The 25,620-nt window shown below is 72.4% G+C and carries 17 protein-coding genes; 14 read left to right on the top strand and 3 right to left on the bottom strand.

The features are described from left to right. Nucleotides 1-37: 37 nt before the first annotated feature. From ACZ4WZ_RS22670 to hflX, 3 genes are all read left to right on the top strand, one after another. Nucleotides 38-2,113 carry a RelA/SpoT family protein gene (locus ACZ4WZ_RS22670; protein WP_467892894.1) on the top strand — a complete coding sequence of 692 codons (2,076 nt, stop codon included), beginning with the start codon at nt 38-40 and terminating at the stop codon, nt 2,111-2,113. Nucleotides 2,114-2,406: 293 nt separating this feature from the next. Next, a complete protein-coding gene (locus ACZ4WZ_RS22665) occupies nt 2,407-3,915 on the top strand; it encodes a M1 family metallopeptidase (RefSeq protein ID WP_467892893.1) in 1,509 nt (502 codons plus the stop codon). A 231-nt stretch (nt 3,916-4,146) separates the two neighbouring features. After that, complete coding sequence (gene hflX, locus ACZ4WZ_RS22660) at nt 4,147-5,652, top strand: GTPase HflX (protein ID WP_388938231.1); 1,506 nt, start codon at nt 4,147-4,149, stop codon at nt 5,650-5,652. 92 nt (nt 5,653-5,744) lie between these two features. Here hflX and ACZ4WZ_RS22655 read toward each other — a convergent pair whose 3' ends face one another. Further along, nucleotides 5,745-6,920, bottom strand: coding sequence for a trypsin-like serine peptidase (locus ACZ4WZ_RS22655; protein WP_388938233.1), 1,176 nt, complete (start codon nt 6,918-6,920; stop codon nt 5,745-5,747). A 325-nt stretch (nt 6,921-7,245) separates the two neighbouring features. On the opposite strand from ACZ4WZ_RS22655, the gene ACZ4WZ_RS22650 reads away from it, so the two are divergent. The 5 genes from ACZ4WZ_RS22650 (at nt 7,246) to ACZ4WZ_RS22630 (ending at nt 15,863) form a co-directional block, all read left to right on the top strand. Beyond that, a complete protein-coding gene (locus ACZ4WZ_RS22650; protein ID WP_467892965.1) occupies nt 7,246-8,637 on the top strand; it encodes a diaminobutyrate--2-oxoglutarate transaminase family protein in 1,392 nt (463 codons plus the stop codon). Nucleotides 8,638-9,245: 608 nt separating this feature from the next. Further along, nucleotides 9,246-11,120 carry an IucA/IucC family protein gene (locus ACZ4WZ_RS22645; protein ID WP_467892890.1) on the top strand — a complete coding sequence of 625 codons (1,875 nt, stop codon included), beginning with the start codon at nt 9,246-9,248 and terminating at the stop codon, nt 11,118-11,120. A gap of 31 nt (nt 11,121-11,151) precedes the next feature. Continuing rightward, complete coding sequence (locus ACZ4WZ_RS22640) at nt 11,152-11,826, top strand: GNAT family N-acetyltransferase (protein WP_467892888.1); 675 nt, start codon at nt 11,152-11,154, stop codon at nt 11,824-11,826. A gap of 157 nt (nt 11,827-11,983) precedes the next feature. Continuing rightward, on the top strand, nt 11,984-13,840 hold the full coding sequence (locus ACZ4WZ_RS22635; protein ID WP_467892887.1) for an IucA/IucC family protein: 1,857 nt from the start codon (nt 11,984-11,986) through the stop codon (nt 13,838-13,840). A 52-nt stretch (nt 13,841-13,892) separates the two neighbouring features. Continuing rightward, complete coding sequence (locus ACZ4WZ_RS22630; RefSeq protein WP_467892885.1) at nt 13,893-15,863, top strand: ATP-dependent DNA helicase; 1,971 nt, start codon at nt 13,893-13,895, stop codon at nt 15,861-15,863. A 147-nt stretch (nt 15,864-16,010) separates the two neighbouring features. Here ACZ4WZ_RS22630 and lexA read toward each other — a convergent pair whose 3' ends face one another. After that, complete coding sequence (lexA, locus tag ACZ4WZ_RS22625) at nt 16,011-16,802, bottom strand: transcriptional repressor LexA (protein ID WP_467892883.1); 792 nt, start codon at nt 16,800-16,802, stop codon at nt 16,011-16,013. A gap of 557 nt (nt 16,803-17,359) precedes the next feature. Here lexA and nrdR point away from each other — a divergent pair. Together nrdR and ACZ4WZ_RS22615 are read left to right on the top strand one after the other, a co-directional pair. Beyond that, the gene (gene nrdR, locus ACZ4WZ_RS22620) at nt 17,360-17,875 is read left to right on the top strand and encodes a transcriptional regulator NrdR (RefSeq protein WP_467892882.1); all 516 of its coding nucleotides are present in this window, start codon (nt 17,360-17,362) and stop codon (nt 17,873-17,875) included. A gap of 129 nt (nt 17,876-18,004) precedes the next feature. Further along, nucleotides 18,005-20,902: a vitamin B12-dependent ribonucleotide reductase gene (locus tag ACZ4WZ_RS22615; RefSeq protein ID WP_467892881.1), complete on the top strand. Its 2,898-nt coding sequence runs from the start codon at nt 18,005-18,007 to the stop codon at nt 20,900-20,902. Between the two features lie 181 nt (nt 20,903-21,083). Here ACZ4WZ_RS22615 and ACZ4WZ_RS22610 read toward each other — a convergent pair whose 3' ends face one another. Then, nucleotides 21,084-22,043, bottom strand: a complete 960-nt coding sequence (locus ACZ4WZ_RS22610) for a DUF1152 domain-containing protein (RefSeq protein WP_467892880.1) — start codon at nt 22,041-22,043, stop codon at nt 21,084-21,086. Between the two features lie 65 nt (nt 22,044-22,108). Here ACZ4WZ_RS22610 and ACZ4WZ_RS22605 point away from each other — a divergent pair, with 65 nt between their 5' ends. The 4 genes from ACZ4WZ_RS22605 to ACZ4WZ_RS22590 all read left to right on the top strand — a co-directional run bounded on the left by ACZ4WZ_RS22605 (nt 22,109) and on the right by ACZ4WZ_RS22590 (nt 25,249). Beyond that, complete coding sequence (locus ACZ4WZ_RS22605) at nt 22,109-22,951, top strand: arylamine N-acetyltransferase family protein (protein WP_467892878.1); 843 nt, start codon at nt 22,109-22,111, stop codon at nt 22,949-22,951. A 32-nt stretch (nt 22,952-22,983) separates the two neighbouring features. After that, nucleotides 22,984-23,589, top strand: a complete 606-nt coding sequence (locus tag ACZ4WZ_RS22600; RefSeq protein ID WP_007266991.1) for a YdbC family protein — start codon at nt 22,984-22,986, stop codon at nt 23,587-23,589. A gap of 74 nt (nt 23,590-23,663) precedes the next feature. After that, on the top strand, nt 23,664-24,323 hold the full coding sequence (locus tag ACZ4WZ_RS22595; protein WP_467892876.1) for a histidine phosphatase family protein: 660 nt from the start codon (nt 23,664-23,666) through the stop codon (nt 24,321-24,323). Nucleotides 24,324-24,334: 11 nt separating this feature from the next. Next, the gene (locus tag ACZ4WZ_RS22590; protein WP_467892874.1) at nt 24,335-25,249 is read left to right on the top strand and encodes an ADP-ribosylglycohydrolase family protein; all 915 of its coding nucleotides are present in this window, start codon (nt 24,335-24,337) and stop codon (nt 25,247-25,249) included. Nucleotides 25,250-25,620: the final 371 nt, after the last annotated feature.

The raw sequence follows: 25,620 nt of genomic DNA, 5'->3' as shown, positions 1-25,620 counted from the left end.
TGCCCGCCACCGCCGGTCGAAGCCGCCGGAGGTGCCCATGAGTGCAGAGGCCACGAACCCAGAAGCACACGCCGAGATCCGCCCTGAGCTGCGCAGACGAGGCCGGAGCCGACTCGATCTGCGCCGCCTGGGCCGCGCGGCCCTGCTCGGACCCACGTCCCGCGACCGCCTGCCGGACGCCATCGGACACGTAGCGGAAGCCCACCGCGCCCACCATCCGGACGCCGATCTGTCCATTCTGCGGAAGGCCTATGTGCTCGCCGAGCACTCCCACCGCGGCCAGATGCGCAAGAGCGGCGAGCCCTACATCACACACCCCCTGGCCGTCACCCTCATCCTCGCGGAACTCGGCGCCGAGACCACCACCCTGACGGCCTCCCTCCTCCACGACACCGTCGAGGACACCGATGTGACCCTCGAACAGGTCCGGGCGGAGTTCGGCGACGAGGTCTGCTTCATCGTCGACGGCGTCACCAAGGTCGAGAAGATCGACTACGGGGCCGCCGCCGAACCCGAGACCTTCCGCAAGATGCTCGTGGCCACCGGCAACGACGTCCGCGTCATGTCCATCAAACTCGCCGACCGGCTCCACAACATGCGCACCCTCGGCGTGATGCGCCCCGAGAAACAGGCACGCATCGCCAAAGTCACCCGCGACGTCCTGATCCCCCTCGCCGAACGCCTCGGCGTCCAGGCCCTCAAGACCGAGCTGGAAGACCTCGTCTTCGCCATCCTGCACCCCGACGAGTACGAGCACACCCGCGCCCTCATCGCCGCCCACGCGGGCGAGGACGACCCCCTCGCCGCCATCGCCGAATCCGTACGCACCGTCCTGCGCGACGCCGGCATCGCCGCCGAGGTCCAGGTACGGCCGCGGCACTTCGTCTCCGTCCACCGCATCTCCCGGCAACGCGGCGAACTGCGCGGCTCCGACCTGGGCCGCATCCTCGTCCTCGTCGCCGAGAACGCCGACTGCTACGGGGTGCTCGGCGAACTCCACACCTGCTTCACCCCGGTCGTCTCGGAGTTCAAGGACTTCATCGCCGTCCCGAAGTTCAACCTCTACCAGTCACTGCACACCGCCGTCGCCGTCCCCGAGGGGTACGTCGCCGAAGTCATCGTCCGCACCCGCCAGATGCACCGCGTCGCCGAAGCCGGCGTCATCGCCCTCGGCAACCCCTACGCCACCGGCGGCGAGACCGCCGACTGCGACGAGGAACGCGTCGACCCCACCCGCCCCGGCTGGCTCTCCCGGCTCCTCGACTGGCAGCAGTCCGCACCCGACCCCGACACCTTCTGGAGCGTGCTGCGCGCCGAACTGGCCCAGGACCGGGAGATCACCGTCTTCCGCGCCGACGGGGGCACGCTGGGCCTGCCCCCGGGGGCCAGCTGTATCGACGCCGCCTACGCGCAGCACGGCGAGGCGGCCCACGGCTGTATCGGCGCCCGCGTCAACGGGCGCCTCACCTCCCTCTCCTCGCCGCTCTCCGACGGCGACACCGTCCAGCTGCTCCTCGCGCAGGACGCCTCCTCCGGGCCCGCCCCCGACTGGCTGGAGCACGCCAGGACCCCGGCCGCCCGGATCGCCATCAGCAGCTGGCTCCAGTCCCACCCCGACGGCCCCGGACCCGCCACCGCCGCGCCCCGCGCGCCGCTGTCGGTGCCCGGGCTGCGCGGCGGCGGGGGCAACGCCGTCGCCGACCTGCCCGACGCGCACGTCCGCCTCGCCGGATGCTGCACCCCCGTACCGCCCGACGCGGTCGCCGGGTTCCTCGTACGCGGCGGCGCCGTCACCGTCCACCGCGTCCACTGCCCGGCCGTGGCCCAGATGCGCGCCCTGGGCCGCACCTCGGTCGCCGTGCACTGGCGGGCCACCGCGGACTGCCGGGTCACGCTCAACGCCGAATCGTTCGGGCGCCCGCACCTGCTGGCAGACCTGACCGAGGCCATCGCCCGGCTGGGGGTCGAAGTGGTCTCCGCCACCGTGGAACCGCCCGTGGAACAGCGGGTCCGGCACAGCTACACGCTGCAACTGCCCGACGCGGCGGTACTGCCCGCGCTGATGCGGGCGATGCGGGACGTGCCCGGCGTGTACGACGTGAGCCGGGTGTAGGGGCCGCTCCGCGCGAGGGGCGGGGCTCGGGGGGCTGGGGAAGGCTCCGGGGGAAGACCGGGGGAGCGGCGGGGGCGTGCTGGGGGTTCGGGGGAGCGTGGGGGTGTGGGGGCATAGGCGTACCGGGGCGCGCCAGGGGTGGTTCCCGGCTCGGTGAGGGTTCGCGGAGAGGTACGTGCGCGGAAGTGCCGCGCGGGTGTACGCAGTCCTGTGCCCGGCTCCGGCGCCTCGTTCGGGTGGAGTCGTCGCGCGCCGCTCGCGGGCCCGCGAGCGGCGCTGGTAAGCGGTGGGGGATGCAGCTCACCTCCCCGCGCCTGCGCGCCTCCCTGCTCGCCGCGGCCTCGCTCACCCTCGTCGCCGCCGTGCTGCCCCCGCCGAAACCGCTGGGCATCGGCGACCGGCTCTTCCCCGAGCTGGGCAACCCCGGCTACGACGTCCTCTCCTACGACCTGTCCTTCACGTACAAGGACAACCGCAGCCCCCTCGACGCGATCACCGCCATCGAAGCCCGCACCGTGGAACCGCTGGAGCGGATCAACCTCGACTTCACGCACGGAACCGTCTCCGCCGTCGAGGTCAACGGGCAGCCCGCGCGCTTCGAGGCCGCCGGGGAGGACCTCGTACTGACCCCCGCGCACCCGGTCCCGGCGAGCGCCCCCCTGCGCATCACCGTCCGGCACACCAGCGACCCGCGCGGCAGGGCCTCCGACGGAGGGTGGGTCACCACCGAGGACGGCCTCGCCATGGCCAACCAGGCCGACGCCGCCCACCGGGTCTTCCCCTGCAACGACCACCCCGCCGACAAGGCCTACTACACCTTCCGGATCACCGCCCCCCACGGCTACACGGCCGTCGCCAACGGGCTGCCCGGCGCCCTCCCCGCCGCCCGCGCGGGAGGCGCCACCGAGTGGACGTACAGGACCCTGCACCCGATGGCCACGGAGCTGGCCCAGGTCTCCGTCGGCCGCTCCGCCGTCCTCCACCGCACCGGCCCGCACGGCCTGCCGCTGCGCGACGTGGTGCCCGCCGCGGACCGCCAGCGGCTGGAGCCCTGGCTGGCGAAGACCGCCGGGCACGTGGCGTGGATGGAGGAGCGCGTGGGCCGCTACCCCTTCGAGAACTACGGGGTGCTCATCGCCCGGGCGAAGACCGGCTTCGAGCTGGAGACCCAGACGCTCTCGCTGTTCGAGCACGGCCTGTTCGCCGGGGAGGCGGCCGGCTACCCCGAGTGGTACGTGGAGTCCATCATGGTCCACGAGCTCGCCCACCAGTGGTTCGGCGACAGCGTGACCCCGCGCACCTGGTCCGACCTGTGGCTCAACGAGGGGCACGCCACCTGGTACGAGGCCCTGTACGCCGACGGGCTCGGCAAGTACCCCCTGGAGCGGCGGATGCGCGAGGCCTACCAGCGCTCCGACCAGTGGCGGGCCCAGGGCGGCCCCCCGGCCGCCCCGAAGGCGGCCCCGCCCGGCGAGAAGATCGGCCTCTTCCGCCCCGCCGTCTACGACGGGGCCGCTCTGATCCTCTACGCCCTGCGCCAGGAGATCGGCGCCGCGGCCTTCGACCGGGTCGAGCGGCGCTGGGTGGCGGAGCACAAGGACGGGATCGCGGGCACGGAGGACTTCGTACGGCTGGCCTCGCAGGAGGCCGGACGCGACCTCACGGCCTTCCTGCGGCCGTGGCTGTACGGGGAGACCACCCCGGCGATGCCCGGACACCCGGAGTGGGGCGGCCCCGCGTCCTCCCCGGCCGCACCGGCGTCCTCCCCGGCCGCACCGGCCGGGGCCTCGGGGAAGCCGTAGCGGCGGGAAAAACGGTATGACGGGCGAGGAACGGGCATGACACCATCGACGAGTCCGACCGGGGACCCGGCGGAATCCCGCTCCGGGAACCACCCCGGGGAATCTCCGGACCGGACCACGCGTTGGAAGTGACAGTGTTATGTCACGCACAGCGGTACCTTTGGCCCTGGCTGAACCGGCCGGGCGTCGGAACCGGCCGGCGCGACACCATCGAATCGACGTAAGGATCCAATGACCTCCTCTTCTTCCCCTTCCCAGGACCCGCGGGACGCGCAGAACGTGCGGGACTCGCAGAGCTTCACCGAGAGCCTTCGGGCCGATGCCCTGATGGAAGAGGACGTCGCCTGGAGCCACGAGATCGACGGCGAGCGGGACGGCGACCAGTTCGACCGCTCCGAGCGCGCGGCCCTGCGCCGCGTGGCCGGTCTCTCGACCGAACTCGAGGACGTCACCGAGGTCGAGTACCGCCAGCTCCGCCTGGAGCGCGTGGTCCTCGTCGGTGTGTGGACCTCCGGCACGGTCAGCGACGCCGAGAACTCCCTCGCGGAGCTCGCGGCCCTCGCCGAGACGGCGGGCGCCCTCGTGCTCGACGGTGTGATGCAGCGCCGCGACAAGCCCGACCCGGCGACCTTCATCGGTTCCGGCAAGGCCCGCGAGCTGCGCGACATCGTGCTCGAGAGCGGGGCCGACACCGTCGTCTGCGACGGCGAGCTCAGCCCCGGCCAGCTCATCGCGCTCGAGGACGTGGTCAAGGTCAAGGTCGTCGACCGGACCGCCCTCATCCTCGACATCTTCGCCCAGCACGCCAAGTCCCGAGAGGGCAAGGCGCAGGTCGCACTCGCGCAGATGCAGTACATGCTGCCGCGACTGCGCGGCTGGGGTCAGTCGCTCTCCCGGCAGATGGGTGGCGGCGGCGGTGGCGGCATGGCCACCCGAGGCCCCGGTGAGACCAAGATCGAAACCGACCGGCGCCGCATCCGCGAGAAGATGGCGAAGATGCGCCGGGAGATCGCCGAGATGAAGACCGGCCGGGACATCAAGCGGCAGGAACGCCGCCGCAACAAGGTCCCCTCGGTCGCCATCGCCGGCTACACCAACGCAGGCAAGTCCTCGCTCCTCAACCGCCTCACGGGCGCGGGCGTACTGGTGGAGAACGCACTGTTCGCCACCCTCGACCCGACCGTGCGCCGGGCCGAAACCCCCTCCGGCCGCGTCTACACCCTGGCCGACACCGTGGGCTTCGTCCGGCACCTGCCCCACCACCTCGTCGAGGCGTTCCGCTCCACGATGGAGGAGGTCGGCGACTCCGACCTCATCCTGCACATCGTGGACGGCTCGCACCCGGCACCGGAGGAGCAGCTGGCGGCGGTGCGCGAGGTCATCCGCGAGGTCGGCGCGGTCGACGTGCCCGAGATCGTGGTGATCAACAAGGCGGACGCCGCCGACCCGCTCGTCCTCCAGCGGCTGCTGCGCATCGAGCGGCACTCCATCGCCGTCTCGGCCCGCACCGGCCAGGGCATCGAGGAACTCCTCGCGCTCATCGACGCCGAGCTGCCCAGGCCCGCGGTCGAGGTGGAGGCACTCGTGCCGTACACCCGCGGCGCGCTGGTCGCGCGGGCGCACGCCGAGGGCGAGGTGATCTCCGAGGAGCACACCCCGGAGGGCACCCTGCTCAAGGCGCGGGTCCACGCGGAACTGGCGGCGGAGCTGACGCCGTACGTGCCCGCCAAGCAGTAAGGGCGCGACACGCCCGCACGACGGAGGGCCCCCGCACCAGCGGGGGCCCTCCGTCACGTGCGGACCGGGTCCGCTCCGCTCCGCGCGGGTTCCTACTTGAACTTGGCGCTCACCGCGTCATAGATGCCCTTGGCCTCGGGGCCCAGCTTCGGACCGGCCAGCCAGCCGGCCTTGGCCGGACCGATCGAGGTGTTCGACACCAGCGCCGGCTTGCCGTCGGCACCCGTCGCGACCCAGCCGCCCCCGGAGGAACCGCCCGTCATCGTGCAGCCGATGCGGTACATCACCGGGTCCGCCTGCCGCAGCGCCAGCCGGCCCGGCTTGTCCGCGCACTGGAACGCCTTCTGCCCGTCGAACGGAGCCGCCGCCGGGTAGCCCGTCGCCGTCACGCCCGCGATCTTCCCCACCGCCGGCGCGTTGAACTCCACCGGCAGCGCCGTACCGACCGTCTCCTCCAGCGACTTGCCGCCGCCCTTCTCCGGCGTCACGTGCAGCACCGCGAAGTCGTACGGGGCACCCGCGCCACCCGTCGGACCGCCGGTCGCGATCCACTGGTCCGAGGTCTGCGCCCAGTCGCTCCACCACACGCCGTACGGGGCCACCTGCTCGCGCGGCGCGCCCTTGAGCGCCGCCGCCGGCTTGCCCGCGTTGTTGTAGGAGGGGACGAAGGCGATGTTGCGGTACCAACCGCCGGCCTTGCCGGCGTGCACGCAATGACCCGCCGTCCAGACCATGTTGGACTTGCCCGGGCGGGCCGGGTCCTTCACCACGGTCGCCGAGCAGACCATCGAGCCCTCGGGACCGTCGAAGAAGACCTTGCCGGACGCCGGAACGCTCGTGTGGTACGGCGCGGCGGCCGGCTTGGCGGCCACCGGAGCCGGGGTGGGGTCGGTGACGCCCTGGTCCTTGCCGGCGTCCGGGTCGACGGCCGGGCGCTGCGGCTGCTCCGCGTCACGCATCCGGTCCGGATCCCAGAGACCGTCGATGATCGGGTTGACGTAGTCGCCCGCCTCGCGGAGCCAGTCCTCCTTCTTCCAGTTCTTCCACGCGCCCCCCTTCCACTTCTCCAGGTCGAAGCCGTGCTGCTTGAGCTTGTCCTTGAGTTCGTCCGGGATCTTGAGCCCGTCCGCCGCGCCGGACGGCAGGCTCGCGGCCACGGTCGGCTTGGCGTCGGAGCCGGCCTCACCGTCGCCGGGTCCGCAGGCCGAGGCGGTCAGCGCGAGCGCGGCCGCACTGAGGAGCGCGGTGACCGGTCGGTTCGGTCGCATGTCGTGAGTCCCCCTGGAGTTTCGAGGTGTTGAGACGGAGTCGATCAGTCGATCGAGGTGGATCGCAGAACCCCCACTATGCCGCCGAGGCCTAAGACGGCCGTCCCCGGGTCGGTGGTTCCTGCCGCCGCCGCCCCGGCGTCCGGCGTCCGGCGTCCGGACCGCAAGGATCTTCGGACGAACCGTGATCCGAAGCCGCCACCGTCGTTGGTACGTACGGGGGATGGTGCAGCAGCGCGCGTGTTCGACGCGCGATCCGGAAGACCAGCCTGCGGGAGGACCGACAGTCGTGGCCGTGACCGAGCCGACCGCAGCCGCGGTACAGATGCCCCCGCAGGCCGCGACCGCCCCCGCACCGCCGACCCCCGCGCCCGCGGGGACGCGGGCCGCGCCGCAGGTCCCGGCCCAGGCCGGGCGGGGACCCGCCTCGGCGGAGGGCATCCTGCGCAGGCAGTCGCTGCGGGAATCCGCCGCCCGGACCTACGCCCGCTCGCTGCCCATCGTCCCCGTGCGCGCCCGGGGGCTGACGATCGAGGGCGCCGACGGGCGGCGCTACCTCGACTGCCTCTCCGGCGCGGGCACCCTCGCCCTCGGCCACAACCACCCCGTCGTCCTCGAAGCCATCCGGGGAGTCCTCGACTCGGGGGCTCCGCTGCACGTCCTCGATCTGGCCACCCCGGTCAAGGACGCCTTCACCACCGAGCTCTTCGAGAACCTGCCGGCCGCTCTGGCCGCCGACGCCCGCGTCCAGTTCTGCGGGCCCGCCGGGACCGACGCCGTCGAAGCCGCCCTGAAGCTGGTCCGCTCGGCCACCGGACGCACCGGGCTGCTCACCTTCACCGGCGCGTACCACGGTATGACCGCCGGGGCGCTGGAGGCGTCGGGCGGTGCCGGCGACGTACGGGTGACCCGGCTGCCCTACCCGCAGGACCACCGCTGTCCGTTCGGAGTCGGCGGGGCCGAGGGCGCGCTGCTCGGCGCCCGCTGGACCGAGAGCCTGCTCGACGACCCCAAGGGCGGGGTGCCGGCGCCCGCCGCCATGATCGTCGAGCCCGTGCAGGGCGAGGGCGGGGTCCACCCGGCCCCCGACGCCTGGCTGCGCCGGATGCGGGAGATCACCGCCGCCCGGGGCATCCCGCTGATCGCGGACGAGGTGCAGACCGGGGTGGGCCGCACCGGCGCATTCTGGGGCGTCGACCACGCCGGGGTGGTCCCCGACGTGATGGTCCTGTCCAAGGCGATCGGCGGCAGCCTGCCCCTGGCCGTGATCGTCTACCGGGCCGAACTGGACGTCTGGGCTCCGGGAGCACACGCCGGAACGTTCCGCGGGAACCAGCTCGCCATGGCCGCGGGCACCGCCACCCTCGCCTACGTCCGCCGCAACGGGCTCGCCGAGCGTGCGGCCGCCCTGGGCGAGCGGATGCTGACGGCCCTGCGCGGCCTGGCGGCGGACCAGCCCTGCATCGGCGACGTCCGGGGCCGCGGCCTGATGATCGGCGTCGAACTCGTCGACCCGGAGACCGGCGCCGCCGCACCCGCCCTCGCCGCCGCCGTGCGGGAGGAGTGCCTCGGCCGCGGCCTGATCGTCGAACTCGGAGGCCGCCACTCCAGCGTCGTCCGTCTGCTGCCGCCGCTGACCCTGACCGACGAACAGGCAGCAGCCGTCCTGGACCGGCTCGCCGACTCGATCCCCGCCGCCGCCCGCCGGCCCCACTGACCGCACGCGAAGGACCCCCGATGCCCGACCCCTCCACCAGCCCCCGCCCCGCCGGCCCGGCCACCCCACCCCCCGCCCCCCTCCCGCCGGTCTCGACTGCGACGCCGAGCGGCCCGGCCCCCGGCTCCCTCCCGCCGGGCACGGCGAACCCGGCTCCGGTGCCGGGCTGCCTCGCCCCCGCCCCGTCGGCCCCCGCCCCCCTCCCGTCCACCCCGGCCCACCCGGCTGAGGCCCGCGCCGCCGCTGCGGCGGTGCTGCCACCTGCCCCCGGTCCGGCTGAGGCGGCCTCGGCTGCCGTCGCCCCCGCAGCCGCGGCCGCTCCGGCCCACCCGGCGCCCGGTCCTGTTCACCGTCCCGGCCCGGCGCAGGCGGCACCTCCCGGCGAGCCCGGCCCGGCCCCGGCGCAGCCCGTGGCCGCCCCCGGCCACCCCGGCCCGGCGGCCGCGCCCCGCCCCGCGCAGCCCGCCGGCCCCGCGGAACCCGAGGCGCCCGCCGCCGCTCAGGCACCGACGGGCCCCCACCCGGACTCCGCACGGCCCCAGCGGCCGGCGGCACCCCCAGCGGCGGAGCCGGAGCGGGCCGACCCCGGACGGCACCGGGCCGGAGCGGTGCCCGCGCCCTCACCCGGACTCCCGGCGGCGCAGGCCACGCCCGCCCAGCCCCCGGCGGGCACCGTGCCCCGGCAGAAGGACGGCACCCTCCGCCCCCGGGTGGGCGGCCCCGGACCCGCCGGCCCCGACCCGGCGGCGCTGCCCGACCTGCTGGACCACCCCGACCCGGCCACAGCCGCCGAATCCGCCACGGTGGAGAACCTGCTGCGGTGCTGGGTACGCGAGAGCGGCATCGGCCGCCCCGACGGGCCCGCCGGAACCCTGCTCCGCATCCCCCTCCCCGCGTCCGCGGCCGCCCTGCTCGTGCCCGTCCGGTACTGGTCCCCGGCGGGCTGGCACCGCTTCGGCCCCGCCCGCCTCGAAGGTGCCCCGGCCCACGCCCCGGCCGTGGACGCCGTCACCCTCGCCGCTCTGCTCGCCCGGCAGGGCGACGGCCGCAGCGGCACCGACCTCGTCGGCCGGGTCGCCGACTCGGTGCGCCGCACCGCCGAGTTCATCGCCGACCGGCGCCGGCGCCCCACCGGTCCGGCCCCCGTCGCGGGGGACCTCTTCCTCACCGCCGAACAGTCCCTCCTCCTCGGCCACCCCCTCCAGCCGGACCCCAAGAGCCGCGAAGGACTCTCCGGAACCGAAGTACGCCTCTACTCACCCGAACTCCACGGCTCCTTCCCCCTGCACTGGATCGCGGTCGCGCCCGACGCCCTCGCCACCGACTCCTCATGGACCGAACGCGGCCGCCCGGTCTCCGCCGCCCAGCTCCTCACCCGGCTCGCCCCCGGACTCCCGCTGCCCCCCGGCACCACCGCCCTTCCCCTGCACCCGTGGCAGGCCCGCGACCTCCTCCACCGCCCCGCCGTCACCGCCCTCCGCGACGCGGGACTCATCAGCGACCTGGGCCCGCACGGCGCCCCCTGGTACCCCACCTCCTCCGTCCGCACCGTCCACCGCCCCGGCGCCCCGGCGATGCTCAAGCTCTCCCTCGGCCTGCGCATCACCAACTGCCGGCGCGAGAACCTCCGCAAGGAACTCCACCGCGGCGTCGAAGTCCACCGCCTGCTGCGCACCGGTCTCGCCGAGCAGTGGCAGACCGCCCACCCCGGCTTCGACATCGTGCGCGACCCCGCCTGGGTCGCCGTCGACGCCCTGGACGGCACCCCCGTCCGGGGATTCGACGCCGTCCTGCGCCACAACCCCTTCCACTCCGACGACGACGCCGTCTGCGTCGCCGCCCTGACCTCCCTCCGCCCGTGGCCCGGGCGGACCGCGATGCGCTCCCGGCTCGCCGACACCCTCTCCCGGCTCGCCCTCACCACCGGCCGCCCCGTCTCAGCCGTCGCCACCGAGTGGTTCCTGCGCTACCTCGACCACGTCGTCCTGCCGGTCCTCGCCTTCGACGCACTCGCCGGCATCGCCCTCGAGGCGCACCAGCAGAACACCCTGGTCCTCCTCGACCGGGCGGGCTGGCCCGTCGGCGGCCGCTTCCGCGACAACCAGGGCTACTACTTCCGCGACTCCCGGCGCGCCGAACTGGAACGACGCCTCCCCGGCATCGGCGGCGCCAGCGACACCTTCGTCCCGGACGCCGTCGCCGACGAACGCTTCGCCTACTACCTCGGCATCAACAACGTGATCGGCCTCATCGGCGCCTTCGGATCCCAACGGCTCGCCGACGAGCGCGTGCTCCTCGCCGCCTTCCGCCGCTTCCTCGGCAAGGCATCCCGCCTCGGACCGGTCCCCGCGCAACTGCTCGACTCGCCCACCCTCCGCTGCAAGGCGAACCTGCTCACCCGCCTGGGCGGCCTCGACGAGCTCGTGGGCCCCGTCGACAGCCAGTCCGTCTACGTCACCATCACCAACCCCCTCCACGACTGACGCGCTCCCACCGACACCGAGAAGAGCCCCCATGCCTCCCACGGACACCACGACGAGCCCCCTCGGCGGCCCCGCCTCCCACGAGGTCACCGCGCACCGCTTCACCGTCGGATTGCTGCCCCTGCTCGCCGAGGCGGACCTTCTCGACTCACCAGCGGGCTGGGGCGCGGCCGCGACACCGGCCGGAGCCTTCCGTCTCGAACCCGTACGGCCGGACCGGGACCTGGAACTGCTCACCGGCTGGATGAACGACCCCGAGGTGGCCGCCTACTGGGAGCTCAGCGGATCCGCCGCCGTCACCGCGTCGCACCTGCGCGCCCAGCTCGACGGCGACGGCCACAGCATCCCCTGCCTCGGCCTCCTCGACGGCAGCCCCATGAGCTACTGGGAGATCTACCGGGCCGACCTGGACCCGGTTTCCTTTCACTACCCGGCGTGCTCCCACGACACGGGTATCCACCTGCTCATCGGAGACGGCACGAACCGGGGCAGGGGCCTGGGCACCATGCTGCTGCGCGCCGTCACCGAGCTCGTCTTCGACAACCGCCCCCGCTGCACACGCGTCATCGCGGAACCGGACATTCGCAACACCCCCTCCGTTTCAGCCTTCATGAACGCCGGTTTCCGCTATTCCACGGAAATCGACCTCCCCGGGAAGCGAGCCGCCCTGATGATCCGTGAGCGGGCGCTGCGCAATCTGCTCTGATCGGCGCCCCGGTCATACGGTCATAGGGTCCTCCCGGATATCAGGCTCATCCAGCTCGTGCCCTCTATCCAGGCCCAGTTCGCGTCTTCGGTTTTCACAGCTCTCATCTCCAGAACTTCACGGCCCGCAGCAAGGTTCCCGATATTCGAGGAGTCCCGTGCCGAATTTCTCCGCAGTCCCCGGCTCCTTCGAAGACGACGTTCCCCCGTCGCCACAACATCCGTGCACGCCGCCCGAACTCAACCGGCCCACCTGGGACCTCGCGGCGCGCCGGCTACTGGCCAAGATGCTCGGCGAGTTCGCGTACGAGGAGATCATCAGCCCCGTCCCGGCGCCCTCGACGGCCGGTGACGCCTGGACCCTGACCCTCGACGACGGCAGCAGCCTGGGCTTCCGCGCCCGCCGCCGCGCCTACGGAAGCTGGCAGGTCAGCGCGGACACGATCACGCTGACGCCGCCGGGCCCCGCGACGGAGCCCCCGCTCGCGTTCGGGGACCCGTACGGCTTCCTCGTCCGGGCCCGCACCCTCCTGCGGCTCGACGGGCCGACCCTCGGCCACCTGATCCACGAGCTCGGTTCCACCCTCGCCGCCGACGCCCGGCTCGACCACCACGCGCTCACCGCGGACGTCCTCGCCGATCTGGACTACGCGGCGCTCGAAGGCCACCAGACCGGCCACCCCTGGCTCGTCCTCAACAAGGGCCGGGTCGGATGGTCCGCCGCGGACGCCGCCGCCTGGGCCCCCGAGGCGCGCACCCGGCAGCGGCTGCCGTGGCTCGCGGCCCACACCTCCCTGGCGGAGTACCGGGGCACCGCCGGACTCGAGGATCCGGCGCGGCTCTACGCGGCCGAGCTGGACCCCGTCACCCGGGCGGCGTTCGACCGGATCCTGCGCGACCGGGGCCTCGACCCGCTCCGCTACCTGTACCTGCCCGTCCACCCCTGGCAGTGGGACGAGATCGTCCTCCCCCTCTTCGCCCCCGATCTCGCCTCCGGCACCCTGGTGCCGCTCCCCGCCGACCCCGACGACAGGATCCCGCAACAGTCGATCCGCACCTTCCTCAACCTCACCCGCCCCGACCGCCTCAGCGTCAAACTCCCGCTGTCGGTCTTCAACACCACCGTCTGGCGCGGCCTGCCCAGCGACCTCAGCCTGGCCGCGCCCGCCGTCACCTCCTGGATCCACTCGCTCCGCGACTCCGACGCCTTCCTGCGCGACGAATGCCGGGTCGTCCTGCTGGGCGAGGTCGCCTCGGTCACCGTCCGCCACCCCGTGTACGACCGGCTCCCCGAGGTCCCCTACCAGTACAAGGAGCTCCTCGGAGCGATCTGGCGCGAGCCGCTGGCCGGCCGGCTCGCCCCGGGGGAGCGGGCCCGCACCCTCGCCTGCCTCCTCCACGTCGATCCGCGCGGCCGCTCCTTCACCGCCGAGCTCGTCGCCCGCTCGGGCCTCACCCCCGAAGCCTGGCTGCGCCGGCTCTTCGCCGCCCTGCTGCCGCCGCTGCTCCACTTCCTCTACCGCTACGGCACCGTGTTCTCTCCGCACGGCGAGAACACCGTCGTGATCTTCGACGAGCAGGACGTCCCGGTCCGCCTCGCGGTCAAGGACTTCGTGGACGACGTCAACATCAGCGGTACGCCCCTGCCGGAGCACGCGTCCATGCCCGACGAGGTCCGGGCGGCGCTGCTCACGGAGCCGCCCGGCTTCCTCACCCAGTTCATCCATTCGGGACTGTTCGTCGGCGTCTTCCGCTACCTGGCCGCCCTGTGCGAGGACCGGCTCGACGTGCCCGAGAGCGAGTTCTGGGCCCTCGTGCGGGCGGAGATCCTCCGCTATCAGGCCCGTTTCCCCGAGGACAAGGACCGCCACCGCCTCTTCGACCTGCTGACGGAACGGATCGACCGGCTCTGCCTCAACCGCAACCGCCTCCACGCGGACGGCTACCGCGACCGGCCGGACCGGCCGAGCGCCGTCGTCCACGGAACCGTCCCCAACCCCCTGCACGGCCCCTGAAGAGTGATCGATGCGGTCGCTGTCGGTGGCGCCCCGTAGGGTTGGCAGTGCTATGACGAAGCCCTCCCTCCCCGACCTGCTGCACGCCGCCGTCTCCGCCGTCGGCGGTACGGAGCGGCCCGGCCAGGTGGCCATGGCCGAAGCCGTCGCCGAAGCGATCGACGACAACTCCCACCGGCTGATCCAGGCCGGCACCGGCACCGGCAAGTCCCTCGGCTACCTGGTGCCGGCCCTCGCGCACGGCGAGCGCGTGGTCGTCGCCACGGCGACGCTCGCCCTCCAGCGCCAGCTCGTCGAGCGCGACCTGCCGCGCACGGTCGAGGCGCTGCATCCGCAGCTGCGCCGACGGCCGCAGTTCGCCATGCTCAAGGGCCGGTCGAACTACCTGTGCCTGCACCGCCTGCACGAGGGGGTCCCGCAGGACGAGGAGGAGGGTCTCTTCGACCAGTTCGAGGCGGCCACCGCGACCAGCAAGCTGGGCAAGGACCTGCTGCGCCTGCGCGACTGGGCGGACGAGACCGAGACGGGCGACCGCGACGACCTCACCCCCGGCGTCTCCGACAAGGCCTGGAGCCAGATCTCCGTCTCCTCCCGCGAATGCCTGGGCGCCACGAAATGCGCGTACGGCGCGGAGTGCTTCGCCGAGGCGGCCCGTGAGCGCGCCAAGCTCGCCGACGTGGTCGTCACCAACCACGCGCTGCTCGCCATCGACGCCATCGAGGGCGCCCCCGTGCTGCCGCAGCACGAGGTGCTGATCGTGGACGAGGCGCACGAGCTGGTGTCCCGCGTCACCGGCGTCGCCACCGGCGAACTCACCCCCGGCCAGGTCAACCGGGCCGTGAAGCGGGCCGCGAAGCTGGTCGACGAGAAGACCGCGGACGCCCTGCAGACCGCCTCGGAAACCTTCGAGCGGGTGATGGAGCTGGCGCTGCCCGGTCGCCTGGAGGAGGTCCCCGAAGACCTCGGCTATGCGCTGATGTCCCTGCGCGACTCCGCGCGCAACGTGATCTCCGCGATCGGCGCCACCCGCGACAAGTCCGTCCACGACGAGGACGCCGTCCGCAAGCAGGCCCTCGCCGCCGTGGAGAACGTCCACACCGTGGCGGAGCGGATCACGAACGGCTCCGAGTACGACGTCGTCTGGTACGAGCGCCACGACCGTTTCGGCGCCACCCTGCGGGTCGCCCCGCTCTCGGTGTCCGGGCTGCTCCGCGAGAAGCTCTTCGAGGACCGCTCGGTGGTCCTCACCTCCGCCACCCTCAAGCTGGGCGGCGACTTCAACGGGGTCGCGGCCTCGCTCGGCCTCTCCCCGGAAGGCGTCGAGGGCGAGGGGGCGCCGGTGTGGCGGGGGCTGGACGTCGGGTCCCCGTTCGACTATCCCAAGCAGGGCATCCTCTACGTCGCGAAGCACCTGGCCACGCCGGGCCGCGAGGGCACCCGCGGCGACATGATGGACGAGCTGGCGGAGCTGATCGAGGCGGCGGGAGGCCGCACCCTGGGCCTGTTCTCCTCCATGCGCGGCGCCAAGGCGGCCGCGGAGGAACTGCGCGGACGGCTCGACAACCCGATCCTGCTCCAGGGCGAGGAGACGCTGGGCGAGCTGATCAAGGCCTTCGCGGCGGACTCGCGGACCTGCCTGTTCGGGACGCTCTCGCTGTGGCAGGGCGTGGACGTGCCCGGCCCCAGCTGCCAACTGGTGATCATGGACAGGATCCCGTTCCCCCGCCCCGACGACCCGCTGATGAGCGCGCGGCAGAAGTCGGTGGAGGAGAACGGCGGCAACGGCTTCATGGCGGTCGCCGCCACTCACGCCGCCCTGCTCATGGCCCAGGGCGCGGGCCGGCTCGTAAGGGCCTCCGGTGACCGGGGCGTCGTCGCTGTCCTGGACCCCCGCCTGGCCACGGCCCGGTACGGGAGCTTCCTGCGGGCCTCGCTGCCCGACTTCTGGTACACCACGGACCGCAACCAGGTCCGCCGCTCGCTGGCCGCCATCGACGCGAGCGCGAAGGCCGACGGCAAATAGGGCCGCGGGGCTGCGACCCGGGGCGCCGTGGCGGCCCACGAGGAGGGTGCAGGCGCCCGACGTGCGGGAAGCCGTGCCCGGGCATGCAACAGCTCCGGGACCGGCGCAGTGGGTCCCGGAGCTGGCTGAGGGGGCGACGGGCCGGGCTCAGACCCGGCGCAGTACGGCCACGACCTTGCCGAGGATGGTGGCCTCGTCGCCGGGGATCGGCTGGTAGGCGGAGTTGTGCGGGAGCAGCCACACGTGGCCGTCCTCCCGCTTGAAGCGCTTGACGGTGGCCTCGCCGTCCAGCATCGCGGCGACGATGTCGCCGTTCTCGGCGACGGGCTGACGACGGACGGTGACCCAGTCGCCGTCGCAGATCGCGGCCTCGATCATCGAATCGCCGACGACCTTGAGGACGAACAGCTCGCCGTCGCCGACGAGCTGGCGGGGGAGCGGGAACACGTCCTCGACGGATTCCTCGGCCAGGATCGGGCCGCCGGCGGCGATCCGGCCCACCAGGGGAACATAGGAGGCCGCGGGCTTGCCGGTGGTGTCCGTCGGCTGCGAGCTGGGCTGGTCGGAGCCGCGCACCTCGTAGGCGCGGGGCCGGTGCGGGTCACGGCGCAGGAAGCCCTTGCGCTCCAGGGCCATCAGCTGGTGTGCCACGGAGGAGGTGCTGGAGAGGCCGACCGCCTGGCCGATCTCGCGCATCGACGGCGGGTAGCCGCGGCGCTGCACGGAGTCCCGGATGACCTCGATCACCCTCCGCTGCCGGTCCGTGAGTCCGGAGCTGTCGGCGCGGATGCCTGGAGGCCGCCCTGGCAGGGAGCGCGCGGGGCGTACGGCCTCCGCCTCCTGGTTCTGACTTGCGTCATTCATGGCATGCACCGGCTCGAGTCGGCTCTGGGAGCGGTTCTGGGCAGTGATGGTGGCACTGTCTGCGGTGGTGGTCACGTCGTCGGCCCCTCTCGAAATGTTCTCCCTAGCTGGACAACGGTAGTAGCTTTCGAAAGGTTGCGCCAAACACACGTTCGAGTGAAAAATCGCGGATCGTCCACCTGGGTTAGATCGGCGGGTGTATGGGTGACCGGGCCCGTGGGTCTGGGTTGCTCACCGGCGTGGGTGCCGGTCCGGGAGTCGGCCGGGAGGCGTGTGGCCGACCGGTCGGGCCGAACGCGGGTTCGGCTCCGCGTCCGCTCCTTACGGTACCCTTCCCGGTTGGATCGGCCGTGGCCGGGCGGGGCCCGGCGGTGTGCCCAGTGTGGCACCGGAAGCCCCCGCATCCGCCCATCGGGCACCGCGACACGCGGAGTGGTGTAAATCCGGCCCAACCCAAGATCTAGTGGTTGGATGGGCGCGGCCACCCAGAAGTTGTGGTCCTCGGTCCGCTGAGGTCCCTGGGATCGCATATGCTTGTGGCTGCTTCACGAGCCCCCGGCGAAGACTCGCTCTCCGTCGTTGGCGGGCTCCGTGGGGTGATTCGATCGTGCCAAGAGGAGGGTGAGGGAACCATGCACTGCCCCTTCTGCAGGCACCCCGACAGCCGCGTCGTCGACAGCCGCACCACCGACGACGGAACGTCGATCCGCCGGCGCCGTCAGTGCCCCGACTGCTCCCGTCGCTTCACGACGGTGGAGACGGCCTCGCTGATGGTGATCAAGCGCAGCGGGGTCACCGAACCCTTCAGCCGTACCAAGGTCATCTCCGGCGTGCGCAAGGCGTGCCAGGGGCGGCCGGTCACCGAGGACGCCCTCGCCAAGCTCGGCCAGCGGGTCGAAGAGGCGGTGCGCGCCACCGGGAGCGCCGAGCTGACCACCCACGACGTGGGTCTGGCCATACTCGGCCCGTTGCAGGAGCTCGACCTCGTCGCGTACCTGCGGTTCGCATCCGTTTACAGAGCGTTCGACACCCTTGAAGACTTCGAGACCGCCATCGCGGAACTGCGCGAGCCGCGGCCTCACCCCCATGAGTGCGGGCCCGGAGGGACCCCCCCGGTCGTCCCCGTGCCCGCCTCCGCCGCCGACTGACCGCTCGGCCGCAGCGCGGCCCGGCCCGTCGGCACGGCGAGATTCGTAGATAGAAGACACACAGCACTGTGCCGCGGAATATAGCTGGCACTTTAGGGCGTTTTTGCCCGCATATGGGAGGCAGGCGGCATGACAGAGACGGCGAGCAGCTCGGCACGTGGTTCCCGCGCCAAGGGGACCAAGGCCGCCAAGGGCGGCCTGCGGATCGAGCGCATCCACACCACCCCCGGCGTGCACCCCTACGACGAGGTGAACTGGGAGCTCCGTGACGTCGTCATGACGAACTGGCGCGACGGCTCGGTCAACTTCGAGCAGCGCGGCGTCGAGTTCCCCGACTTCTGGTCGGTGAACGCGGTCAACATCGTCACCAGCAAGTACTTCCGCGGAGCCGTCGGCACCCCGCAGCGCGAGACCGGTCTGAAGCAGCTCATCGACCGCATCGTGAAGACGTACACGAAGGCCGGCGAGGACTACGACTACTTCGCGTCCCCCGCCGACGCGGAGATCTTCGAGCACGAGCTGACCTACGCCCTCCTGCACCAGATCTTCAGCTTCAACTCGCCGGTGTGGTTCAACGTCGGCACGCCCCAGCCGCAGCAGGTCTCCGCCTGCTTCATCCTGGCCGTCGACGACTCCATGGAGTCGATCCTCGACTGGTACAAGGAAGAGGGCATGATCTTCAAGGGCGGCTCCGGCGCCGGCCTGAACCTCTCCCGCATCCGCTCCTCCAAGGAGCTCCTCTCCTCCGGCGGCAACGCCTCCGGCCCGGTCTCCTTCATGCGCGGCGCCGACGCCTCCGCCGGAACGATCAAGTCGGGCGGCGCCACCCGCCGTGCGGCCAAGATGGTCGTCCTGGACGTGGACCACCCGGACGTCGAGGACTTCATCGCCACCAAGGTGAAGGAGGAGGAGAAGATCCGCGCCCTGCGCGACGCGGGCTTCGACATGGACCTGGGCGGCGACGACATCACGTCCGTCCAGTACCAGAACGCCAACAACTCCGTCCGCGTGAACGACGAGTTCATGACGGCCGTCGAGAACGGCACCAAGTTCGGCCTGCGTGCCCGCATGACCGGCGAGGTCATCGAGGAGGTCGACGCCAAGGCGCTCTTCCGCAAGCTGGCCGAGGCCGCCTGGGCCTGCGCCGACCCGGGCATCCAGTACGACGGTGTGATCAACAACTGGCACACCTGCCCCGAGTCCGGCCGCATCACCGCCTCGAACCCGTGCAGCGAGTACATGCACCTGGACAACACGTCCTGCAACCTCGCCTCGCTGAACCTGATGAAGTTCCTGAACGACGACGGCAAGGGCAACCAGTCCTTCGACGCCGAGCGCTTCGCCAAGGTCGTCGAGCTCGTCATCACCGCGATGGACATCTCCATCTGCTTCGCGGACTTCCCGACCCAGAAGATCGGCGAGAACACCCGCGCCTTCCGCCAGCTCGGCATCGGCTACGCCAACCTCGGCGCCCTGCTGATGGCGACCGGCCACGCCTACGACTCGGACGGCGGCCGCACCCTCGCCGCGTCGATCACCTCGCTGATGACCGGCACCGCGTACAAGCGCTCCGCCGAGCTGGCCGCCATCGTCGGCCCGTACGACGGCTACGCCCGCAACGCCGACTCGCACAAGCGCGTCATGAAGCAGCACGCCGACGCCAACGCCGTCGCGCCGCGCACCGAGGACCTGGACAACGCGATCTGGGCCGCGGCCACCGAGACCTGGCAGGACGTCCTGCGCCTGGGCGAGAAGAACGGCTTCCGCAACGCCCAGGCCTCCGTGCTCGCGCCGACCGGCACCATCGGTCTCGCGATGTCCTGCGACACCACCGGTGTCGAGCCGGACCTGGCCCTGGTCAAGTTCAAGAAGCTCGTCGGCGGCGGCTCGATGCAGATCGTCAACGGCACCGTGCCCCAGGCCCTGCGCCGCCTCGGCTACCCGGAAGAGCAGATCGAGGTGATCGTCTCCCACATCGCCGAGCACGGCAATGTCGTCGACGCGCCCGGCCTCAAGCCCGAGCACTACGAGGTCTTCGACTGCGCCATGGGCGAGCGTTCCATCTCCCCGATGGGCCACGTCCGCATGATGGCCGCGATCCAGCCCTGGATCTCCGGCGCGATCTCCAAGACGGTCAACATGCCGGAGTCGGCGACCGTCGAGGAGATCGAGGAGATCTACTTCGAGGCGTGGAAGCTGGGCGTCAAGGCGCTCGCGATCTACCGCGACAACTGCAAGGTCGGCCAGCCCCTCTCCGCCAAGAAGAAGGAGGAGGAGAAGGCCGAGATCACCGAGAAGGCCGAGGAGACCATCCGCACGGCGGTCGAGAAGGTCATCGAGTACCGCCCGGTCCGCAAGCGCCTCCCCAAGGGCCGTCCCGGCATCACCACCTCCTTCACGGTCGGTGGCGCCGAGGGCTACATGACCGCGAACTCCTACCCGGACGACGGCCTGGGCGAGGTCTTCCTGAAGATGTCGAAGCAGGGTTCCACCCTCGCGGGCATGATGGACGCCTTCTCGATCGCCGTCTCCGTCGGTCTGCAGTACGGCGTCCCGCTGGAGACGTACGTCGCGAAGTTCACGAACATGCGCTTCGAGCCGGCCGGTATGACGGACGACCCGGACGTGCGCATGGCCCAGTCCATCGTCGACTACATCTTCCGTCGCGTGGCGCTGGACTTCCTGCCCTTCGAGACCCGCTCGGCGCTCGGCATCCACTCCGCCGAGGAGCGCCAGCGCCACCTCGACACCGGCTCCTACGAGCCGCTCGAGGACGAGGAGCTCGACACCGAGTCCCTCGCCCAGTCGGCGCCGCTCGCGTCGGTCCCGGCCGCTTCCGCCCCGAAGCCGGCCGTGACCGTCCCGGTCCCGGCCCCCAAGACGGCGCACAGCAACGCCGAACTGGTCGAGATGCAGCTCGGCGTCTCCGCCGACGCCCCGCTCTGCTTCTCCTGCGGTACGAAGATGCAGCGCGCCGGCTCCTGCTACATCTGCGAGGGCTGCGGCTCCACCAGCGGCTGCAGCTGAGACGAGCGGAACCGGCTCCGGTTCCGTGATCGAACACCCCCGCACAGGTCGTTGACCCGCGGGTGAGAGAGGGAGCCGCCCCCCGGGGGGCGGCTCCCTCTCCGCCGTTCCCGCCTCGCGGCGATGACGGCAGCGGCGTGGCCGAGGGACCACTCGCCCGCGCGGGCGAGGGCCGGCAGCGTCAGTGCGGGATCGCGCGGGAGGGGCGGGTGACCAGGTCCTCACGGAACTCCGCGATCCCGGAGTGGACCTGGCGCATCAGGTGGGTGTCCTCGATGCGGTCCAGGTAGAGGCAGCGGTCGGCCAGCCCGCGCAGCTCGAAGGCGAAGCACAGGGACATCAACGGGTTCACGAACAGCTCGCTGCCCCGCGTGCGTTCGGTGAACCGCACGTCGCCGAAGGAGCCGCGCACGGCCGCCGCGATCGAACCCGCCACGATGCTCGGACGGTCCGGCGTGTGGTCCTGGGCGTGCGCCACCGCGTCCAGGAAGAGCGCGCCCTCCCGTGTGGCCCGGGGTATCGAGAACGCGCCGAGGTAGGCCCCGTCCCGCTCCAGCGCCGCGATGTTCTCCAGGACCAGGGCGTGGCTGACCCCGTGGTACGCGTCGACCCCGAAGCCGACCGACACCACGAGCCGTTCCGGTACGTCGTCCAGCGCGGCCAGCGCCGCCACGCTGGTCAGGTCCTCCTCGGGGGTGCCCAGGCCGGCCTCGTCGCCCCGCATCAGGATGTCGGTGCCCCCGTCGACCAGCACCACCGCGTCGATCCGGTGGAGGTCGATCAGCGCCCGGTAGGCGGCGCGCAGCGGCTGCACCCCGACCTGGGGGAAGGCGTACACCGTCGAGGGGTAGCGGTGCAGCCGGAGCCACCGCGCGAGGGTCCGTTCCGGGAAGTAGGCCAGGTGGGGCGCGGAGTCCGGGGTGACGGCGGCCAGGTCGGGAGCCGTCCAGTCCTCGGCGGGCAGGCCGGCGAGGGTGCTGAAGGAGAGGTTGGCCAGGTGCACTTCCTTGCCCTGGTGCAGCAGGGAGAGCGCGATGGGCAGGCCCGAGTAGATGTCGAAGCCACCTCCGGCACCGGCGACGAGGATCCGCTGCGCCGTGGCGAGACGGTCGAAGAGCGGGTTGGTGTGCAGGGCGGTCATGGTGATCATTGTGCGGGGCCCGGGTCTGCGCGGGCACGGGGATTTCGGTGGGGGAGCGGGGAGCCATGTGGAGCGGGGACGAACTGGACCTGGACGCGTACCTGGAGCGGATCGGGCTGGGGACGGGGACGGGACGAGCGGCGCGGGAACTCCGGCCGGACCTCGAGACGTTGTACGAAGTGCACCGCGCCCACACCGCCGCCATCCCCTTCGAAAGCCTGGACGTCCTGCTCGGCCGCCCCGTCGCGCTGGAGGTCGAGGCCATCGAGGACAAGCTCGTACGCGCCCGCAGGGGTGGCTACTGCTACGAGCAGAACTCGCTGCTGGCCGCCGCCCTGGAGCGGATCGGCTACGAGGTCTCCGGGCGCGGGGCACGCAACCGTACCCGGGGCGCGTCCGTGCCGGCGGTGACGCACGCGGTGCTCGTCGTCACCGTCGAGGGCGAACCGTGGCTCTGTGACGCCGGGTTCGGCTACATGGGCCCGCGCGAGCCCGTCCCGCTCGCGCGGCCCGGCGGGGAGGTGCGCCAGGGCCCGTGGGCGTACGCCGTCCACGAGGAGGAGGACGGCGTCCTCGTGCTCCGCACCCGCCGCGGTGAGGAGTGGCGGGACCTGTACGCCTTCTCCCCGCAGCGGTACCACCCCGTCGACTACGTCGTGCTGAACCACTACAGCTCCACCCACCCCCGCTCCGCCTTCCTGGGCAAGACCCTCGTACAGCTCCCGGGCGACACCGTGCGCAAGACGCTCGTGGGCCACGAGCTCATGCGCCTGTACCCCGACGGGCGGACCGAGCGGGAGGCCGTGGCCTCCGATCGGCTGCTCGCCCTCCTCGGTCGGGAGTTCGGTCTTCGGCTGCCCGAGCGGGATGCGGCGGAACTGGTACGGATCCACCGCTCCGGGGACTGACCGGGGCCGCGCCCGGCCCGTACGATGGCGCGGTGCTGGTCAAGTGGATTCGCTGCACGGTGACGGACCGACGCGGGTTCGAGCGCGGGCAGCGCAAGTGGGCGGGGCTGCCCGGCGAACCCGGTTTCCGGGGGCAGGGCGGCGGCTGGAGCAGGGGCCGGCAGGGGGTCGCGCACGTCTTCGCCTTCTGGGAGAGCCGGTCCTTCTACGACTCCTTCATGGCCCGCTCGCACGACAGACTGGCGGCCTCGCAGAACGGCACCTACACCGACGCGAGGGTCACGCTCTTCGACCACCGCTTCGACGTGAAGACGGGCTTCGAGCCGCGCTTCAGCGACGCCGACGTGGTCCGGGTCGCCCACACCCGGGTGCGGGAAGGGCGCGTGGACCACTTCGCGCTGATGCAGGAGAAGGTGTGGAACCCGGCCATGGCGGGATCGCCCGGCATGATCCGGGGCCTCTTCGGGGAGGCGCCCGGCCGGGAGTTCCTGGTGCTGTCGATGTGGCGGGCGGCGGCGGAACACGGCAAGTACCGGCAGGAGAGGGTGGAGCGGCTGTCGCTGCGCGCCCAGACCGAGGCGGACGTCGAGGCGCTCACCGGGGACGTGGTCGACCTCGAACCCGGCTGGACGGTATGACCGTAGGACAACCGTCATCCCCGCCCGGCGTGCCCGGGTCACCCCGCGCCCCGGAGGCCGAATAGGGTCGGGGGATGGTTCGACCACGGCGCATCGTCCTTGTCCGGCACGGGGAATCGGAGGGAAACGTCGATGACACGGTGTACGAGCGGGAGCCCGACCACGCCCTGCGGCTGACCCGTGCCGGCCACGAGCAGGCCGCGGCGGCCGGGGCGCGGCTGCGCGAGCTCTTCGGGGAGGAGACCATCAGCGCGTACGTCTCCCCCTACCGCCGGACCCTGCAGACCTTCCGCGAGCTGCGGCTGGACCCGGCACGGGTACGCATGCGCGAGGAACCCCGGCTGCGCGAGCAGGACTGGGGGAACTGGCAGGACCGCGACGACGTCAAGCTCCAGAAGGCGTACCGGGACGCGTACGGCCACTTCTTCTACCGCTTCGCGCAGGGCGAGTCGGGCGCCGACGTCTACGACCGCGTCGGTTCCTTCCTGGAGAGCCTCTACCGCAGCTTCGAGGCGCCGGACCATCCCGAGAACGTCCTGCTGGTCACCCACGGGCTGACCATGCGGCTGTTCTGCATGCGCTGGTTCCACTGGTCGGTGGCCGAGTTCGAAGCCCTGTCGAACCCGGGCAACGGAGAATTCCGCGTCCTGCAGCTGGGACCCGATGGCCGGTACCGGCTGGACCGCCCGTTTGAGCGGTGGACCACACCCGAGCCTTATGACCTGGACGGCTAAAGTGACGCGCGATGACCGCTGACTCCACTCCCGAGACGCGCTACGCACGCGCCCTGTCCAGCCTCCGAGGGCTGGCGCTGGGGGACGCCCTGGGCTCCCAGTACTTCGTTCCCGTCAACTATCCGCTGCTCAAGCGGCGCGAGCTGCCGGCCGGCAGCTCGCCGTGGCAGTGGACAGACGACACCGAGATGGCCTGCTCGGTGGTGGCCGTGCTGGCCACGCACGGGCGCATCGACCAGGACGCGCTGGCGGCCTCCTTCGCCGACCACCACGACTTCGACCGCGGTTACGGGCCCGCCGTGAACCGGATGCTGCGCCTCGTCCGGGAGGGTGAGGACTGGCGCACGCTGGCCGCCGAGCTCTTCAACGGGCAGGGCTCCTGGGGCAATGGCGCCGCCATGCGGATCGCCCCGCTCGGGGCCTGGTACGCGGACGACCCCGAACAGGCGACGCACCAGGCGGAGATCTCCGCCTACACCACCCACCAGCACCGCGAGGCGGTGTGCGGGGCGATGGCCGTCGCCGCCGCGGCCGCGCTGGCGGCTTCCCCGGCCGGCGTGCCGACCGCCGAGGCCCTGCTGGACGGGGTGATCGCGCTCGTGCCGCGCAGTGCCGTGGGCGCGGGGGTGCGCAGGGCGCGGGACATGCTGGACTACGGCGACGCGACCACGGTGGCCGCGGTACTGGGCTGCGGGCGGCGCACGAGCGCCCACGACACGGTGCCCTTCGCGCTGTGGTCGGCTGCCCGGGCGCTGGACGACTACGAGCGGGCGTTCTGGACCACCGCCCAGGTGGGCGGCGATGTCGACACCACCTGCGCGATCGTCGGCGGGGTGCTGGGCGGTCGCGGGGACGCGGTGCTGCCGCAGGCGTGGCTGGACCGGACCGAGGCCCTCCCGGCGTGGCTGCCGGCCCTGCCCGGGTGACGCTCCCCGGCCAGTGACCCGTCCGCCGGACGCGCTGGGCGCGCGGTCCTTCGCGAATGCGACCGCACGCAGGCCGGCCTGTTCCGCGAGGTGGTCCGGAAAGGGCCTGCGAGCCGGAGCGCGAGGTGATCCGCGAGCGGTTCCGGCGCGGAATCGAGCGGGGGGACGTGCGCCCGATGCCCCGGGTCCCATGGTCTCGACGAGGTGAGTACGGCGATGCTCAGGGGCCGCGCCGGGGTGTGCGGGAGCGAATGGCGCGCCGTCGATATCGCGGAGACGACCGGCGGGCCGAAGGTGCCGGTGCTCCGCGTGCGAACCGCGGCCAAGCTCCGCGGCTGCCTCCGTACGGGCTCGGCGGCGCCCGCTCACGT

This window comes from Streptomyces sp. NPDC029122 (assembly GCF_055569445.1).
This window is presented reverse-complemented; position numbering and strand designations above follow the sequence as displayed.

Bases quoted from the DNA above. Each gene is read 5' to 3' on its own strand.
- ACZ4WZ_RS22670 (WP_467892894.1), top strand. From the start codon at position 38: ATGAGTGCAGAGGCCACGAACCCAGAAGCACACGCCGAGATCCGCCCT.
- ACZ4WZ_RS22665 (WP_467892893.1), top strand. From the start codon at position 2,407: ATGCAGCTCACCTCCCCGCGCCTGCGCGCCTCCCTGCTCGCCGCGGCC.
- hflX (WP_388938231.1), top strand. From the start codon at position 4,147: ATGACCTCCTCTTCTTCCCCTTCCCAGGACCCGCGGGACGCGCAGAAC.
- ACZ4WZ_RS22655 (WP_388938233.1), bottom strand. From the start codon at position 6,920: ATGCGACCGAACCGACCGGTCACCGCGCTCCTCAGTGCGGCCGCGCTC.
- ACZ4WZ_RS22650 (WP_467892965.1), top strand. From the start codon at position 7,246: ATGCCCCCGCAGGCCGCGACCGCCCCCGCACCGCCGACCCCCGCGCCC.
- ACZ4WZ_RS22640 (WP_467892888.1), top strand. From the start codon at position 11,152: ATGCCTCCCACGGACACCACGACGAGCCCCCTCGGCGGCCCCGCCTCC.
- ACZ4WZ_RS22630 (WP_467892885.1), top strand. From the start codon at position 13,893: ATGACGAAGCCCTCCCTCCCCGACCTGCTGCACGCCGCCGTCTCCGCC.
- nrdR (WP_467892882.1), top strand. From the start codon at position 17,360: ATGCACTGCCCCTTCTGCAGGCACCCCGACAGCCGCGTCGTCGACAGC.
- ACZ4WZ_RS22615 (WP_467892881.1), top strand. From the start codon at position 18,005: ATGACAGAGACGGCGAGCAGCTCGGCACGTGGTTCCCGCGCCAAGGGG.
- ACZ4WZ_RS22610 (WP_467892880.1), bottom strand. From the start codon at position 22,043: ATGACCGCCCTGCACACCAACCCGCTCTTCGACCGTCTCGCCACGGCG.
- ACZ4WZ_RS22605 (WP_467892878.1), top strand. From the start codon at position 22,109: ATGTGGAGCGGGGACGAACTGGACCTGGACGCGTACCTGGAGCGGATC.
- ACZ4WZ_RS22595 (WP_467892876.1), top strand. From the start codon at position 23,664: ATGGTTCGACCACGGCGCATCGTCCTTGTCCGGCACGGGGAATCGGAG.
- ACZ4WZ_RS22590 (WP_467892874.1), top strand. From the start codon at position 24,335: ATGACCGCTGACTCCACTCCCGAGACGCGCTACGCACGCGCCCTGTCC.